Genomic DNA, 17041 nt, shown 5'->3' with positions numbered 1-17041 from the left:
TTGAAAATACATAGTAAAAATTAGTTTCAGATTAAAAGGGTAGACAAGCTATTTTACTATATTATTAATATTTAACTAATTTCATATTTGAAACATAGAAAGTGCTCACAATCGTGTGAGGTAAAAGGGAAGCCAGTTAGATTCTGGGACAGCCCCCGCTACTGTAATTGCAGATGAAATCACAAAGCCACCTTTGTCGGGAAGGCGTGAGAGTAAAAGGAAGCATAAGTCAGGAAACCTGCTTTGTATGAAGATACCAACTTTTCGGAGGGAGAAGTTTTGGCGAGACAGGGTTTTTCTGTACTGTCTGTTAAGTGAATTTATATGCCAAAAGCTTTTGCTCTAGAAAGGAGCAGAGGCTTTTTTGTTTGTATAAGAAGGAGGTTAGGGCATTGAAAAAGGGAAAAATCTTTGTTGTAGGCTTTGGACCTGGAGACTATGAGCATATTACGAAGCGTGCAATTGATGCATTGCAGCAGAGCGATTTTATTATTGGTTATAAAACTTATGTGGAGCTAATTGAGCATTTAGTGACGGCGAAATCCATTGTCAGTACAGGGATGACGGAGGAAGTGTCACGTGCACAGGAGGCGGTAAGACAGGCAGAAGCAGGTCATATTGTTTCGGTTATTTCGAGTGGTGATGCAGGAGTTTACGGGATGGCAGGGCTTGTCTATGAGGTATTGATTGAGCTTGGCTGGACAGAAAAAGAGGGAATTGCCGTTGAGGTTGTGCCTGGGATTTCTGCGATTAATTCCTGTGCGAGCTTGCTTGGAGCGCCTGTTATGCATGATGCATGTACGATTAGCTTGAGCGACCATTTAACACCTTGGACAATTATTGAAAAGCGCATAGAGGCAGCTGCGATGGCTGATTTTGTCATTGCCTTTTATAATCCGAAAAGTGGTCGTCGGACGCGTCAAATTGTGGAGGCACAGCGAATTTTATTACAATATCGCAATCCAGCGACACCTGTAGGGCTTGTAAAAAGTGCCTATCGTGAGAAGCAAAATATTGTCATGACCACACTTGCGGAAATGTTAAATCATGATATCGGAATGCTGACAACAGTTGTTGTCGGAAATTCGTCCACATTTTTCTATGATAATAAAATGATTACACCACGTGGCTATCAGCGTAAATATACACTTGGTGAGGAAAAGCAACCACTGCGTCCACATCAACGCTTGAAAAAGGAAGCGGAGCCATGGGCATTGGATCAAGAGACAGGTATTGCAGCAACAGGTTACGAAGAGCTAGAAGTGAAGAAGCAAGTACCAGAGCAAATTGTACCGAAAAAATCATCCTTCGAAATGGCAACATTGGCACTATCACTTGTGACAAAGGAAGTGCAACCAACACCGACATTTATCGAACAAAAAATGGAAGCTATTTTTGAAGTAGCAGTAAGTCCTGGTGTAGCAAATAAGTTTTTCACACCTGAGCAGATGCGGACTTTAGCAGATCTGACAGGTGATGGCACGATGGAGTATACACCTGACCATCAGATTGTCTTAAAAATTCCAACAGACAATCCACAACAAATTGTCGAGCGTTTGGAGGAGGTAGATTTCCTCGTAGCACCAGTTGGGGACGTCCTCAATGTCAAGGCTTGTGATTTTTGTTATGGCGAGAAGGCAGATAGTATCCCCTATGCGGAGGCACTGCAAGCGGAATTTGGCGGAATGAAGCTACCAAAGCAATTGCATGTCGGCTTTAATGGTTGCGGGATGGCTTGTTATAAAGCGGTTTTTGATGATATTGGGATTGTCTACCGTAAAAGCAAGTTTGACTTGTTTATCGGTGCAAAGCCTGTTGGACGGACGGCACATGCGGCACAGCCTGTTGTTGAAGGGCTGGCGCCAGAAGAGCTTGTACCGCTTGTTAGACAGATTGTAGAGGAATATAAGGCCAATGCCCATCCAAATGAGCGTTTATTCAAATACTTTAAACGCGTGAAGAAAATTTTGAATTTTGACTATGTCGATATGGCAACCAAAATTGAAATAGAACCTGCGCCTTGCGGGGATTAGAGGTGGTTTGAATGATTTTATTTTTAGCTGGAACAAGCGATGCACGAGATTTAGCAATCAGGCTTCAACAGGAAGGGCATCAATTGCTGGCAACGGTTGTCACACCTTCAGCGGCAGAAAGCTTGCAACAGGCGAGTATTCCACATCGCATTGGGCGCTTAACAGCCGCGCAAATGGTAGACATCATTAAAACAGAAGGTGTGCATTTACTTGTAGATGCCTCACATCCTTTTGCGGAAGAGGCTTCAAAGCAGGCGATGGTGGCAGCACAAGAAGCGGATGTCCCATATATTCGTTATGAGCGTGCGCGAGAGGACTATGCACACCCTTTGATTACAACAGTGGCGAGCTATGAGGCAGCGGCACAACTAGCGAAAGATAAAGGCGGCACGATTATGCTGACAACGGGAAGTAAAACGTTAGCTACTTTTACAAAGGTTTTGTTACCAGTAGAAGGTATCCGTGTCATTGCCCGTATGTTACCGAATCTTGAAAATATGGAGAAATGTGCAGCATTAGGTGTAGCACAAAAGGATATTGTCGCGATTCAAGGACCCTTTACGAAGGAGCTAAACCATGCACTCTATACGCAGTATGGGGTGACACTCATGGTGACAAAGGCGAGTGGAAAAGTCGGCTCTGTTGATGAAAAAATTAGTTCCGCACTAGAACTAGGTATTGAAATCATTATGATTGATCGCCCGAATATTTCATATGGGCAACAGTTTTCAACATTTGAAGAAATTAGTCAACTTGTAGGAGGAATAGAAGATGACAGGAAATAAAAACTTTAATACGGATTTTACACCGCTAACGGTAGACCCAGATAAAATTTATGATTACAGCTTTTCGATTATTGCTGAGGAAATGGGTGAGCACAATTTCTCAGAAGACCAATGGAAGGTTGTACGCCGCGTTATTCATGCATCTGCGGATTTTGAGCTAGGACGTAGTGTGATGTTTACACCTGATGCGATTGAAGCAGGTGTTCAGTCGATTTTAGCAGGTCGCCATGTGGTAGCAGATGTGCAAATGATTGAAAGTGGTTCAGGTCGCAAGCGATTCCAAAAGCACGGTGGCGATTTGCATTGTTATATCGCAGACCCAGACGTATGGAAAGAGGCGAAGGAACAAAGTACAACGCGTGCAGTTGTGTCGATGCAAAAGGCAGTGCGTGAAAATGAAGGCGGCATTTATGCAATTGGTAATGCGCCAACCGCTTTATTAGAATTAATTCGCCTTATTAAAGAAGGCATTGCGAAGCCTGATTTAATTATCGGGATGCCTGTAGGCTTTGTATCGGCGGCAGAATCCAAAGAGGAGCTTGCTAAATTAGAAGGAATTCCATTTATTACAAATGTCGGACGTAAAGGCGGTAGTACAGTCACAGTGGCGGCATTGAATGCGATTTCCATTTTAGCGGATGAACGAGCGAATGGAAAAGCCTAAAAAAGACCCGAAGGAAATGCGGCATGGCTATACGACAGGAGCTTGTGCAACGGCTGCGACAAAAGCAGCCTTGACCGCCTTGTTAACGAAAGAGGAGCAAGAAACAGCGACAATCCATTTGCCTGTTGGTAAAGATGCCACCTTCACAATGGATGTCTGTGTGTTTGAACAAGAAAGTGTACGCTGTGAGACGATTAAAGATGCAGGGGATGACCCAGATGCAACACATAAGGCACGCATTGTGAGCACAGTCAGATTGGTGGAAAAGCCAGGAATTCATTTAGATGGGGGCGTCGGCGTTGGTCGTGTGACAAAACCAGGGCTGCCTGTTGATGTAGGGCTTGCCGCCATTAACCCTGTGCCGCGTAAGATGATTATAGGCGTTGTCGAAGAACTTATACAGGAGTTTTCGATTACATGCGGTGTCGAAGTGATTATTTCTGTACCAGATGGCGAGGAAATTGCCAAAAAAACGTTGAATGGTCGTCTCGGTATTGTTGGCGGGATTTCCATTTTAGGGACACGTGGAACGGTCGTACCGTTTTCGACTTCTGCCTATATGGCAAGTATTGTACAGGCCATTAGTGTAGCAAAATCCGCTGGCTGTAGGCATGTTGTGATTACAACTGGTGGGCGCAGCGAGAAGTATGGAATGGCAGAGTACCCCGATTTGCCAGAGGAAGCGTTTATTGAGATGGGCGATTTTGTCGGCTTTACTTTAAAGCATTGCAAGCGTCTTGGCATTGAACGTGTCTCACTTGTTGGCATGATGGGGAAGTTTTCAAAAGTCGCACAAGGTGTCATGATGGTGCATTCGAAAAGTGCGCCGATTAATTTTGAATTTCTTGCACAATTAGCAAAAGCAGCGGGGGCAGATGAGGCAACGCTTGCAGAGGTGCTAGAGGCCAATACTGCCTCGCATGTTGGCGATATGATGCTAGAGCGTGGTTTGCATGACTTCTTTTATCAAATGTGTAAATGCTGTTGCTATGCCTCACTTGACCATATTAGAGGAGGCTTAACGCTATCTACCTCATTGTATTCAATGAAGGGTGAACTATTAGGGAGGGCTGAGAATATTGCCACAGTCAATGAAGATGATTGGTATCGGGGATAGCGTCGAAGGATTGCTTCCGCAATACAAAAAATGGATTGAAACATGTGAAGTGCTTGTTGGTGGGGAAAGAGTATTGGATTTCTTCCCTGATGTACAAGCTGAGAAAGTTGTGATTAAAGGTGGCTTATCTGCACTTGTCACACGTCTGCAAAGCGAAACGCGTGAGGTGGTCGTTTTGGCATCAGGTGACCCGCTATTTTACGGGATTGGTAGCTATTTAGCGAAAAAGCTACCGCTTGAAATTTATCCGTATATGAGTTCAGTACAGCTTGCTTTTTCAAAAATGAAGGACAGTTGGCAGGATGCATACATTGTCAGTGTGCACGGTCGCTCTATGAAAGGGTTAGCGCAAAAGATAGATGGCAGACCGAAAGTCGCACTGTTAACGGATAAGGAAAATAGCCCAAATGCTATTGCCCGTTATTTAAAGGAATTTGGCATGCATGAGTATGAGGCATTTGTAGCGGAAAATCTCGGTGGGGAGACGGAGAAATACGGCTTTTACACACTGGATGAATTAGCAGCAGCAACTTTTTCACCGTTAAATGTGGTCATTTTGCGTCAAACAGTGACACCAAAAACATATACGCTCGGCATTGACGATGAGGAATTTGCACAGCGCAAGCCAGAAAAGGGCTTAATTACGAAAAAGGAAATTCGCACATTAAGCATTCAAGCACTTGCCTTACATGAGAAAAGCATTATGTGGGATATTGGCACATGCACAGGCTCTGTTGCCATTGAGGCAGGGAAAATTGCACGAGAAGGTGCGATTTATGCGGTGGAGAAAAATGAAGGCGATCTTGAAAATTGTCTGCAAAACCAGCGTAAATTCCGCGTAGATTTTACGGCGATACATAGTAAAGCGCCAGCAGGATTGGAAGACTTTCCAAGCCCAGACGCTATTTTCATCGGTGGCTCAGGTGGCGAGATGCAGGAGTTACTTGCTCTTTGTGTGGAGAAATTAAAAGCAGATGGTCGTCTTGTGATGAACATTGCAACGATTGAAAATTTATATGAAGCGGTTACAGCGTTGAAACAGAATGGCTGTCAAGTTGAAATTTTACAGGCACAGCTATCACGCAGTAAGCCCATTTTAAATATGACAAGATTTGTACCGCTAAATCCAATTTATATTGTGACGGCGAGAAAAGGAGTTTAACATGACAAAGCTAGGTGTTTTATATGGTTTAGGCGTTGGTCCTGGAGATCCAGAACTTATTACAGTAAAGGCATTTCGTAAAATTCAAGAATCGCCTGTTATTGCCTATCCCAAAAAATTAAAAGGCAGCAAAAGCTACGCACATCGCATTGTCGATGTTTATATTAATCCTGCTGAAAAAGAGATGCTGGGGCTTGTTTTTCCAATGACGAAGGACGAGGCGATATTAGAGCGTGAGTGGACAAAATCAGTCGAGCTTGTCTATGAACAATTACAACAGGGCAAGGATGTTGCGTTTGTAACGGAAGGCGATCCACTGTTGTATAGTACGTTTATTCATATGATGCATTTAATGCAGGACAAGCATCCTGATGTAGACATTCAAGTTGTACCAGGAATTTCTTCGTTAAACGGAGCAGCATCTCGCTTAGGTATTGCGCTGGCAGATGGTGACGATCATGTAGCGATTATTCCAGCACATGATGATTATGAGGCGATGAAAAAAGCCATTGTTGAGCACGATGCCATTATTTTTATTAAAGTAGCGAAAGTTATCGATTTAATGTTGTCGATTTTACGTGAGCTCAACTTATTGGATAAAGCATCTGTTGTCACAAAGGTCACTTCTGATGAGGAAGTCATTTGGGATGTGCAACAGCTCGACGGTGTGGATTTAGAATACTTAACATTAATGGTGGTGCGCAAATAATGAAGAAAATATGGATTATCGGTGCTGGTCCTGGTGACCCTGATTTAATTACGGTCAAAGGGTTACAGCATTTGCAAACGGCTGATGTCGTGATGTATACAGATTCCTTAGTGAATGATGAGCTGATTGCGAAAGCAAAGCCAGATGCTGAAGTGATTCGCACAGCAGGCATGCATTTAGAAGAAATGGTCGAGGTCATGGCATCGCATATTTTAGCTGGGAAAAAGGTTGTGCGTATGCATACAGGTGACCCTGCGATGTATGGAGCAACGATGGAGCAAGTGGCATTATTAAAGGCACGTGGTATTGATTATGAGGTCATTCCAGGGGTAAGCTCGGTGTTTGCTTCTGCTGCGGCTGTTGGTGCAGAGCTAACGATTCCAGATTTAACGCAAACATTGATTTTAACGCGTGCTGAAGGGCGTACACCTGTACCAGAATTCGAAAAATTACGTTTATTAGCAAGCCATCACTGCACAATTGCTTTATTTTTAAGTGCGACCTTAACGAAGAAAATTGTCAAGGAGTTGCAGGAAGCAGGATGGGCAGATGATACACCAGTAGCGGTTGTCCAGCGCGCGACATGGCCAGACCAGAAAATTGTTCGTACAACCTTAGTCGAGCTAGATGAAGCAATGCGCACAAACGGCATCCGCAAGCATGCCATGATTTTAGCAGGGTGGGCTTTGGACCCAGCAATTCATGATAAAGAATACCGCTCGAAATTATATGATGCGACGTTTACACATGGCTTTAGAAAAGGTGTGAAAGCAGATGATTGAGCTACAGGAAGGGGTTATTCCTGAAATTGAGGTGCGCAAGCCCTATGCACTTGTGGCGATTACAAAGCATGGTGTGGCGATGGCACGCGACTTACAGCAAAAGTTTCCACAGGTCGATTTATATTATATGGCGAAATTTGAGCAAGGGGATGAGCAAGACAGAGGCATCCAGCTATTTACAGGAACAGTGCGTCTCCTATTGCCTGCGTTGTTCAAGCAATATAAAGGCTTAATTTTGATTATTTCATTGGGTGCTGTTGTACGAATGATTGCGCCGATTTTAGTTGATAAAAAGACAGATCCAGCCGTTGTTGTTGTCGATGATAAAGGGGAAAATGTCATTAGCGTGCTTTCGGGGCATTTAGGCGGAGCAAATGCTTTAACGCATGAGGTCGCAGAGGCAATGCAAGCACGGGCGATTATTACTACTGCCTCCGATGTACAAAAAACGATTCCTGTCGATTTATTCGGTGCACGCTTCGGCTGGCGCTGGGATGCTGAGGATAAATTAACACCTGTCAGCGCCTCTGTTGTCAATGAGGAGCAAGTGGCAATTATTCAAGAAACGGGCGAGAAAAATTGGTGGATGCATGATACACCTATGCCACCAAGCATAGTCGTCTATCCGTCTATACAACAAGCAATCGATGTGAAACCACAGGCGGCATTAATTATTACAGATCGCCTGTTAACAGAGAGTGAATCGGTCTTACTTGAAAACGGTGTTGTCTACCGCCCGAAATCAATTGTGCTTGGCATGGGCTGTAATCGAGGAACTTCGTTAGAGGAAATCGAGGCAGTGATTGATGAAGCATTGCAGGAGCTTCAGTTATCGAAAAAAAGTGTCAAAGCATTGTGCACGATTTCGATTAAACAAGATGAAGTATGCTTCCAGCAAATCACGAATAAATACGGTTGGGAATTTATTACGTACACACCAGAACAATTAAATGAAATGCCATTACCAAACCCGTCTGAAACGGTATTTAAATTTACAGGAGCGTATGGTGTGAGCGAGCCTGCTGCCATGCGTTATGCGAAAACGACAGACTTGTTATTAACGAAAAAGAAAAGCGGCAATGCGACGATTTCTGTTGCACGTTTAACATTTTAGGAGGTGAGCATATGACAAAGCGTTTTGTTATTGCAGGCACAGGAAGTGGTGTCGGCAAAACGACATTTACAATCGGCTTGATGCAAGCATTAAAAAATAAAGGACTGGTTGTACAAGGCTTTAAATGTGGACCAGATTATATCGATCCGACCTATCATAGTGCTGTCACAGGACGTATTTCACGCAATATCGATAGCTGGATGCTGACACATGACACAGTAACGACGATTGTCAGCCGTGCAAGTCGTGGAGCAGATGTCGCTGTGATTGAAGGCGTCATGGGCTTTTATGATGGTAAAAGTCCACTAAATGATGCAGGCTCAACGGCAGAAATCAGTGTCATTACTCAGTCACCTGTTGTGTTAATTGTCAATGCCGCGAGCATGGCAAGAAGTGTAGCCGCTGTTGTCAAAGGCTTTCAAACATTATCGACAGCGCCAAATATTGTCGCAGTCATCGTCAATCAAGTTGGCAGTGTCAGCCATTTTGAGCTAGTCAAAGCAGCGATTGAGCAAGAATGCCAAATTCCTGTGATTGGCTATTTGAAAAAAGACGCGACACTTTCTATGCCAAGCAGACATCTAGGCTTAGTTCCTGCGGTTGAACGTGGAGAATTAACGACATTTTTTGAGCATTTAGGTGAACTGATTGCGGAAACGGTTGATGTAGAGCGTTTACTTGCTTTAACGGAAGCACCTCAACTTGAGGAAACAAGTCGTTTATTTGAACCAGAACCTGCACAACATGTGACGATTGCTGTGGCGAAGGATGCGGCATTTAATTTTTACTATGAAGAAAATTTAGAATTACTAAGGGCTAAGGGAGCCGAAATTGCGTATTTTTCACCGCTTCGCAATGAACCTGTGCCAAGTGAGGCAGATGGGCTGTATTTAGGTGGTGGCTTCCCTGAGGAGTTTGCTGCACAGCTTGAACAATGCACAGCAACGAAAAAATCAGTTCAAGAGACAATCGCACGTGGTGTGCCAACATTAGCTGAATGCGGCGGTTTTATGTATTTGACTGAAGCCATTACAACAACAACGGGGGCGCGTTATCCAATGTTAGGCATCATTCCTGGTGAAGTCAAAATGCAAACAAAGCTAGCTGCGCTTGGCTATCGTGAAATTACAGGGGCAACGGACAATTTCCTTATTCGTCAAGAAGGCCAAGCGAAGGGACATGAATTTCATTACTCCGTATATGAGGGGCAGCATGATTGTCCTGCCTATAAGACAAAAGGGCGCTTTGGGCAAAAGGAAGAGGGCTACACGACAGGCAATTTAGTAGCAGGCTATACGCATTTCCATTTCGCTTCGAATCCAGCGCTTGTTGAGCAATGGCTTGAAGCATGTAAGAAGGTGAAGGCATGACATATTTTCCAGCATTATTAAACATTGATTACAAAAAAGTAGTCGTTGTAGGAGGTGGCAATGTGGCGGCACAAAAAGTGCGTGCGCTACTACCAACAAAGGCGAACATTCATATTATTAGCCCTGATTTAATAGCAGAACTGGCTTCCTATGTACAAGAAGGGCGTGCCATTTGGCATGAAAAACAATTTGCACCGCATGATGTCGATGATGCTGTTTTAGTTTTTGCGACGACAAATAGCGAGGCAGTCAATGATGCGGTAGAGGAAGCAACACAACACTGGCAGCAATTTTCACGTGCAGATATGAAGGGGCGTGTGGATTTTATTAATCCAGCGGTTGTTAGACGAGGCGAATTGATACTCGCTGTTTCAACATCAGGTGCAAGCCCAGGCTATACACGCAAGTTGAAAGCGGAGCTAGAGGAGCAGTTTGATGAAAGTTACGCACAGTATATTGCTTTTTTAAAGCATTGTCGCCAGCAAATTAATGCAACATTGACGGACAAGACCGCTAAGCGCAAAGCATTGCAGCAAACATTGCGCCCTGAAATTTTTGACTGGCTGCAGCAAGGTGATGTACAACAATGTGAAGTTTTTTTACAAAATTTACTAAACGGAGAACGATCGACATGAGCGGAAAAGTATTTTTAGTCGGTGCAGGGCCTGGTGATCCCAAATTAATTACGGTATATGGCTTACAATGCATTCAGCAGGCAGATGTCATTGCCTATGACCGCCTTGTCAATCAGGAGTTGCTATCACATGCCAAGCCAGAGGCAGAACTTATTTTTTGTGGTAAAAGCCCAGGAAATCATGGCTTAATTCAGGAGCAAATTCATGAATTGCTTGTGCGAGAAGCACAGGCGGGTAAAACTGTCGTACGTTTAAAGGGTGGTGACCCATTTGTTTTTGGGCGTGGTGCAGAGGAAGCAGCCGTTTTAAAAGACGCCAATATTCCATATGAGGTTGTGCCAGGGATAACAGCGGGAATTGCTGCACCTGCCTATGCAGGCATCCCTGTCACACATCGTGATCATGCCGCAAGCTTTGCGATTGTGACGGGGCATGGTCGTGCAGAAAAGGGCAATGACTTTTTACATTGGGCATCCCTTGTACATATTGATACCGTTGCCTTTTATATGAGCGTTGGCAATATCGCCCATATTACAAAGCAATTAATGGCACATGGTCGCAAGCCGTCAACACCTGTTGCGGTGATTGAATGGGGAACGACAGAGGAGCAACGGACATTAATCGGGACATTAGAAACGATTACACAAGATATCCAAGAGCATGGCTACCGCAATCCATCGATGATTTTAGTTGGAGAGGTTGTCCAAGTTCGTGAACAAGTCGCTTGGTTTCAAGAGCGTGTAAGGGAGGAACAGCAATGACTATTTTTGAAGCATTAAAAAATCGACGTGCGGTGCGCAATTATACAACACAGCCTGTCGAACGAGAAAAAATCGAACGTTTATTAGAGGCAGCAACATTTTCGCCAAATGACCGCATGCGTGAACCTTGGCATTTTTATGTGTTGCAAGGACAAGCACTGGCAAATTATGAAACGCTGGCACACGACTATTTAGTAGAGCGTTTTCCGACAAAACCTAATTTAGTGGAAAGCTCGTTAAAGGTTGTGCAAACAACACCCGTTGTCATCGTAGTAACATCTGATATCGTGGACGGAGATGCAGATGCAACGAAAGATAATGTATTCGCTGTCAGCACAGCGATTATGTCGATGTGGCTTGTAGCGGAGGAGCTTGGCTTAGGCTTCGTATGGCGTACACGTGGTGTAGGGCTTGTGCATGATCCAGCAATGCATCAATTTATTCAAGCACCTGCAAACCAACAAGTTGTCGGTACGATTTTCCTTGGCTATCCAGCAGAAGAGAAAGAAACGGAGAAAAAGCGCACGAGCTATACAGAAAAAACAACATGGCTATTATGATTCAGTATTTAGTAGGAGACGCCTATCTCTACAGATAGTGCGATGAATATTTACATTACCATTCATTCAGTAGCGGGACACCTACTGAATCATGATAAAGCCTCCGGCGGATGTCACAGATTTTGAAGCGGAGTTTTCAAGCAAGCTTGAAAAAATCTGGACACAATTACGCCGAGGCGTAATTGATAAGGGGGGATCGCATGGCAGCGAAAAAAGGATTACTGCTTGTCTACACAGGTGATGGCAAAGGAAAAACAACGGCTTCTCTAGGTGTAACACTAAGAGCGATTGGACGAGGGCTCAATGTACGCTTTATGCAGTTTATTAAATCACCAGAAAGAACATATGGAGAGCAAATCGCCCTTCGTAAGCTCGGTGTAGAAACAGAGCAGCTTGGTATTGGCTTTACATGGACAAAAACACCTGAAGAGCACCGCATTGCCTTGAAAACGGCTTGGCTGAAAACAAAGCAAGCACTAAAAGATGAGTCGCTTGATTTGCTCGTATTGGATGAATTAAATAACGCATTAGCCATTACAAAATTTCCAGTGGACGATGTACTACCACTTAGTGAAGTGTTAGAGGCATTGCGTAATCGTCCAGCACATATGCATGTTGTCATTACAGGTAGAAGCGCACATCCTTCAATTGAAGCACTGGCGGATTTAGTGTCAACGATTGCACCGACAAAGCATTATTATGAGGAAGGCATACCTGCTGTAAAGGGGCTTGAATTTTAATGACAAAAGCGAAGGCAATCATGGTGCAAGGGACGGCTTCTGATGTGGGGAAAAGCATGATTTGTACCGCATTATGCCGCATTTTTTCAAATGATGGCTACAAAGTCGTACCGTTTAAATCACAAAATATGGCACTGAATTCGTATATTACGCAAGATGGTGGCGAAATTGGCCGCGCACAAGGTGTACAGGCAGAGGCCGCGCGCATTCAAGCGACGACACATATGAATCCGATTTTGCTCAAACCAAAGCAAGATATGGTGTCCGAGGTCGTGCTACATGGCAAGCATTATTTAGATATGAATGCTAAAACGTATCGCAGTCATTTTGTCGAACAGGTCATGCCAGAGGTAGAAAATTCGGTGCGTTATTTACAGGCAAATTATGAAGTGATTGTGCTAGAAGGTGCGGGGAGCCCCGCTGAAATCAATTTAAAGGCACGCGATATTGCTAATATGCGCATGGCCCATTTAGCGGATGCCGCAGTCATTTTAGTGGCAGATATTGATCGTGGTGGTGTGTTTGCCTCGATTATCGGCACATTAGCTCTACTAGATGATGCAGAACGTGCGCGTGTCAAAGGGTTTGTCATTAATAAATTTCGTGGCATGAAAGAGCTATTAGATGATGGCTTAGAATGGCTGGAGCAGGAAACAGGTATCCCTGTATTAGGCGTTATACCATATTTGGCTATTGAAATCGATGCCGAGGACTCCTTAGCCTTATCCTCTTTACGCTTGAAAAAGCCAAAGCCGGGAGAATTTGCGTTAGATGTTGCGATGATTCAACTGCCGCGCATTTCGAATTTTACAGATATTGACCCATTATTTGAAGAGCCTGGTGTTGGTGTACGCATCGTCAAATCAGTGACAGAGCTAGGCAATCCTGATTTGCTGATTCTACCGGGAACAAAAAATACGATTGACGATTTACAATGGTTGAAGCAAACAGGCTTAGATGCTGCGATTGTTGCACTGTATCAAGCAGGTACGAAAATTGTCGGCATTTGTGGTGGCTATCAAATGCTTGGTGAAGTATTAATTGATACAGAGGGCATCGAAGGTGATGGTAGCACGGCACAAGGTCTTGGTCTTCTACCGATTGAAACCGTGTTTTTCCCTGAAAAGCAAACGGTGCAAGTGGCAGGTATTATTTTGGCGACAAATGAAGAAGTGACAGGCTATGAAATCCATTTAGGACGCACGACGTTAAAGGAAGGGGCAACCCCTTTTGTGAAAATGGCTGATGGGCGACTGGATGGAGCGATAACGGCTGATGGGCAAGTAATTGGCACGTATTTACATGGAATTTTCCATAATCGCCACCTAACACGACGTTTGATTAATGAACTACGCGTGCAAAAAGGATTAGCTCCTTTAGCGTTAGCTATTAAAACAGATGCTGAGCTTCGCGATGAAGCCTACGAGCGACTGGATCAGCATGTGCGCGCACATCTTGATATGGACAAGCTTTATACGATTTTACATGAGACAAATACAATTAAATAAAGAGATATGATGAGGTGCGGCAAGTTGCTTGCTGCTTAAAAGGGAAGTGCGATGCGATTTCGCCACGGTACCCGCCACTGTAATTTGGAGCAAATTAGGATAACTCACTGAGCAATCGGGAAGAGCTAATGCGCGCTGAAGATAAGTCAGGAGACCTGCCTCATCAAGTAAAACAAACACCTACGGGATTATGGGGGGGCTTTGAACAATGGACATGGATTCATTGTGCAAACTTTTCTTTTGATGCAGCAATTGAATCAAAAGAAAGCCTCTGGCGGATGTCACAGATTTTGAAGAGAGGCTTGCACAGCGCTTGTTCGAAAAAAAATCTGGACACAATTATGCCTTAACATAATTACTAGAGGTGTTGGAAAGTTTTTCTTTCTAACACCTTTTTATTTTGAAGAAAAAGAAAGGGGGCATACGAATGAAAGGTCCTTTGGTCATAAATTTTGAGCAATTGTGGCAAGAGGGGATGCATGATTGGCATGGGAAAATGCCTGAGCGCATGGTAGACGATGCGCTAGAGGAAGCCTTTTGGGCAGCATCGATGGCGAAGAAAAAGCCGAAGCAAACCGATACCTATGCTGAAACTATTTTTCAAGCGATGCAAGCACATCTCACACCAGCAGATGAAGTGTTGGAAATAGGGCCAGGCTGGGGCAATTATACGTTTCCTTTAGAACGCTATGTGGCAAGTGTCACATGTGTGGATAGCTCGGAAAGCGTCTTAGCGTATTTAAAGCAGCATACGACGGAGCGCGTCAAGCTATGTCATGGCAAGTTTGAACAACTGGCTTTAGCACAGCATGATGTGGTGCTTGGTGTGAATTGTTTTTATCGCATGTACCATATGAATGCAACATTAGTAAAAATGAATGAGCTTGCTCGCAAAAAAGCAATTATTGGGATGACAACGGGGCCGATTCAACCGCATTACAATATCTTGCATGATACATATGGCTATGCAATTAAGTTTCCACGACGCGATTATATTGAAATTGTCAATATGCTCTACCAGCTAGGGATTTATGCGGATTGTCAAATGATTCCGTTAGAACGCACCTATCGTTATGACAGCAAAGAAGCGTTGTTAACAGCGCAAAGCAAAAAAATATTGGATGCACAATTTAATATGGAACATGTAGAGGCAGCACTAGCGCCATTTATTGTTGAAGAAAACGGCGTATATAGTTATTCGCATACGTTTTATGCGGCGATTATTACATGGACACCTATACAGAAAGTGATGGTAGAAACAAAATGAGGCAACCAAAAAATGTCGCTTTACTTGTTGTGATTTTGCTGTTAGTGCTACTTGCTTCAATGACAGCCGCCGTTATGGTTGGCTCTGTGGCAATTACGCCCACAACGATTTGGCAAGTAATTTTTTCGAAGCTAGGGCTCGATTCCTTTTTCACAAGCAGCTATAGTCGCTCACAAGAAGTAATTATTTGGCAAATACGTGTACCAAGAGTCTTGCTAGCGGCCACTGTCGGAGCAGGCTTGGCAATTAGTGGTGCAGCGATTCAAGCCATCGTACGTAATTCGATTGCAGATCCTTACATACTTGGCGTGTCCTCAGGGGCAACTGTTGGTGCTACCTCTGTGATTTTACTTGGTGCGTTTTCCTTTTTCGGTATTTATGCGCTATCCTTTGCTGCGTTTTTAGGTGCGATGCTATCGGTAGTTGTTGTCTTTTTCCTGGCACGAGTAAATGGGCGCTTATCGGTTATTCGCTTATTGTTGGCAGGTATTGCGGTATCACTCGTTTTATCTGCGATTAGTAATTTTATGCTGATGATGAGTAAGCAAGAAGGTGGCATGAAAGCGGTGTTGCACTGGATGCTTGGCAGTTTAGCTGGTGCAAAATGGAGCAATATTTGGCTGCCGATTCTTGTATTAGCCATCGTCTATACTGTTTTGCGTGTTTATGCACGTTACTTAAATATTTTGCTGCTCGGAGAGGAATCTGCTTCTACATTAGGCATATCCATTGAAAAATTCCGCCTGCTGATTATTGTGATGGTGTCACTGTTAACAGGTGTGTTAGTAGCAGTGAGCGGTTCAATCGGCTTTATCGGCTTAATTGTTCCACATATTGTGCGTATGCTTGTCGGCTCGAATTATCGTCAAGTACTACCAGTGAGCGCTGTGATTGGTGCCATCTTTTTAGTATGGGCAGATGCGTTTGCCCGCATTGTCATTGCACCAGAGGAAATGCCAATTGGGATACTAACAGCACTTTGTGGCTGTCCATTTTTCATTTGGATGTTGCGTAAGCAAAAATATACATTTGGTGAGGGGGGAAGCTAATGGTTTTTCGTTTAGAAGATGTATCTGTTGCAATTGGCGACAAGAAAATTATCGAACAGCTTTCCCTGCAAATGCAAGAAGGGCAACTGATTGGCTTAGTTGGACCAAATGGCAGCGGCAAATCAACGTTGCTCAAAAGCATGTATCGTTTTTTAAAGCCTGCTGGAGGGCAAGTATTGCTATTTGAGCAAGATGTTTGGGCACAAAACGAAAAGCAAATGGCGAAAAAGTTAGCTGTTGTTGGGCAGGAAACCCCTATACTCTTTGAATTCACAGTACAGGATCTTGTCGCAATGGGCAGAACACCACATAAAGGGCTGTTTGAAATGGATACGGCGGAAGATGAACAAATTGTTGAGCAAGCGCTAATGAAAACAGGTATTACCCATTTAGCAGACCGCCAATTTAGCACATTATCAGGAGGTGAGAAAAAGCGCGTTGTCATTGCACGGGCATTGGCACAGCAAGCACAAGTATTAATATTAGACGAACCAACGAATCATTTGGATATTCAGCATCAATTGCAATTAATGGATTTAATCCGTCAATTGCCGATTACCGTCATTGCAGCACTGCACGATTTAAATTTAGCCGCGACCTATTGTGACACCATTTATGTGTTAAAAGATGGAGAATTATGTGCAGTCGGCACACCACAGGACGTATTAACACCTGCACTATTAGCAAAAGTATTTCAAGTAACAGCGGAAATTTCGATTCATCCCGCAACAAAAAAACCACAGTTGTTCTTTTTATCAGAACAATGGCAATCAAAAGGAGAATAA

At 43.8% G+C, this 17041-nt stretch carries 17 protein-coding genes and 2 riboswitches; all 17 genes read left to right on the top strand.

Annotation, left to right across the window (positions count from 1 at the left end):
• The first annotated feature begins 82 nt into the window (after positions 1 to 82).
• Positions 83 to 260, top strand: a riboswitch (cobalamin riboswitch).
• Between the two features lie 132 nt (positions 261 to 392).
• Positions 393 to 2033, top strand: a complete 1641-nt coding sequence (gene cobJ / locus M3Z76_RS11955; RefSeq protein WP_293927286.1) for a precorrin-3B C(17)-methyltransferase — start codon at positions 393 to 395, stop codon at positions 2031 to 2033.
• 11 nt (positions 2034 to 2044) lie between these two features.
• On the top strand, positions 2045 to 2818 hold the full coding sequence (gene cobK / locus M3Z76_RS11950) for a precorrin-6A reductase (RefSeq protein ID WP_293927283.1): 774 nt from the start codon (positions 2045 to 2047) through the stop codon (positions 2816 to 2818).
• Entirely contained in the window at positions 2805 to 3482 is a 678-nt protein-coding gene (locus M3Z76_RS11945; RefSeq protein ID WP_293927280.1) for a precorrin-8X methylmutase, read from the top strand. Before cobK ends, M3Z76_RS11945 begins: the two co-directional genes overlap by 14 nt.
• Entirely contained in the window at positions 3469 to 4599 is a 1131-nt protein-coding gene (locus M3Z76_RS11940) for a cobalt-precorrin-5B (C(1))-methyltransferase (protein WP_293927277.1), read from the top strand. The genes M3Z76_RS11945 and M3Z76_RS11940 overlap by 14 nt, the downstream gene beginning before the upstream one ends.
• Positions 4574 to 5761, top strand: coding sequence for a precorrin-6y C5,15-methyltransferase (decarboxylating) subunit CbiE (gene cbiE / locus M3Z76_RS11935; protein WP_293927335.1), 1188 nt, complete (start codon positions 4574 to 4576; stop codon positions 5759 to 5761). The genes M3Z76_RS11940 and cbiE overlap by 26 nt, the downstream gene beginning before the upstream one ends.
• Before the next feature lies 1 nt (position 5762).
• Positions 5763 to 6470 (top strand): precorrin-2 C(20)-methyltransferase, encoded by a 708-nt coding sequence (cobI, locus tag M3Z76_RS11930; protein WP_107839734.1) that lies wholly within the window; start codon positions 5763 to 5765, stop codon positions 6468 to 6470.
• Positions 6470 to 7252: a precorrin-4 C(11)-methyltransferase gene (gene cobM / locus M3Z76_RS11925; protein ID WP_107839733.1), complete on the top strand. Its 783-nt coding sequence runs from the start codon at positions 6470 to 6472 to the stop codon at positions 7250 to 7252. The genes cobI and cobM overlap by 1 nt, the downstream gene beginning before the upstream one ends.
• Positions 7245 to 8366, top strand: coding sequence for a cobalt-precorrin 5A hydrolase (locus M3Z76_RS11920; RefSeq protein ID WP_293927271.1), 1122 nt, complete (start codon positions 7245 to 7247; stop codon positions 8364 to 8366). Before cobM ends, M3Z76_RS11920 begins: the two co-directional genes overlap by 8 nt.
• A gap of 11 nt (positions 8367 to 8377) precedes the next feature.
• Positions 8378 to 9736: a cobyrinic acid a,c-diamide synthase CobB gene (locus M3Z76_RS11915; RefSeq protein WP_293927268.1), complete on the top strand. Its 1359-nt coding sequence runs from the start codon at positions 8378 to 8380 to the stop codon at positions 9734 to 9736.
• Positions 9733 to 10371: a precorrin-2 dehydrogenase/sirohydrochlorin ferrochelatase family protein gene (locus M3Z76_RS11910; protein ID WP_293927265.1), complete on the top strand. Its 639-nt coding sequence runs from the start codon at positions 9733 to 9735 to the stop codon at positions 10369 to 10371. Before M3Z76_RS11915 ends, M3Z76_RS11910 begins: the two co-directional genes overlap by 4 nt.
• Positions 10368 to 11132, top strand: coding sequence for a uroporphyrinogen-III C-methyltransferase (gene cobA / locus M3Z76_RS11905; RefSeq protein WP_293927262.1), 765 nt, complete (start codon positions 10368 to 10370; stop codon positions 11130 to 11132). Before M3Z76_RS11910 ends, cobA begins: the two co-directional genes overlap by 4 nt.
• The gene (locus M3Z76_RS11900) at positions 11129 to 11692 is read left to right on the top strand and encodes a nitroreductase family protein (protein ID WP_293927259.1); all 564 of its coding nucleotides are present in this window, start codon (positions 11129 to 11131) and stop codon (positions 11690 to 11692) included. The genes cobA and M3Z76_RS11900 overlap by 4 nt, the downstream gene beginning before the upstream one ends.
• A gap of 200 nt (positions 11693 to 11892) precedes the next feature.
• On the top strand, positions 11893 to 12432 hold the full coding sequence (locus M3Z76_RS11895; protein ID WP_293927257.1) for a cob(I)yrinic acid a,c-diamide adenosyltransferase: 540 nt from the start codon (positions 11893 to 11895) through the stop codon (positions 12430 to 12432).
• Positions 12432 to 13940, top strand: a complete 1509-nt coding sequence (locus M3Z76_RS11890; RefSeq protein WP_107839726.1) for a cobyric acid synthase — start codon at positions 12432 to 12434, stop codon at positions 13938 to 13940. Before M3Z76_RS11895 ends, M3Z76_RS11890 begins: the two co-directional genes overlap by 1 nt.
• Positions 13936 to 14117, top strand: a riboswitch (cobalamin riboswitch). It overlaps the preceding gene by 5 nt.
• A gap of 250 nt (positions 14118 to 14367) precedes the next feature.
• Positions 14368 to 15207, top strand: a complete 840-nt coding sequence (locus M3Z76_RS11885) for a class I SAM-dependent methyltransferase (protein WP_293927251.1) — start codon at positions 14368 to 14370, stop codon at positions 15205 to 15207.
• Positions 15204 to 16256: a FecCD family ABC transporter permease gene (locus M3Z76_RS11880; protein ID WP_293927248.1), complete on the top strand. Its 1053-nt coding sequence runs from the start codon at positions 15204 to 15206 to the stop codon at positions 16254 to 16256. The genes M3Z76_RS11885 and M3Z76_RS11880 overlap by 4 nt, the downstream gene beginning before the upstream one ends.
• Positions 16256 to 17041 carry a heme ABC transporter ATP-binding protein gene (locus M3Z76_RS11875; protein WP_293927245.1) on the top strand — a complete coding sequence of 262 codons (786 nt, stop codon included), beginning with the start codon at positions 16256 to 16258 and terminating at the stop codon, positions 17039 to 17041. The genes M3Z76_RS11880 and M3Z76_RS11875 overlap by 1 nt, the downstream gene beginning before the upstream one ends.

The sequence above is a fragment of the Metasolibacillus sp. genome (assembly GCF_025291715.1).
Lineage (GTDB): Bacteria > Bacillota > Bacilli > Bacillales_A > Planococcaceae > Metasolibacillus > Metasolibacillus louembei.
The sequence above is the reverse complement of the archived record's forward strand: the minus strand, read 5'-3'. Positions and strand labels throughout refer to the sequence as shown.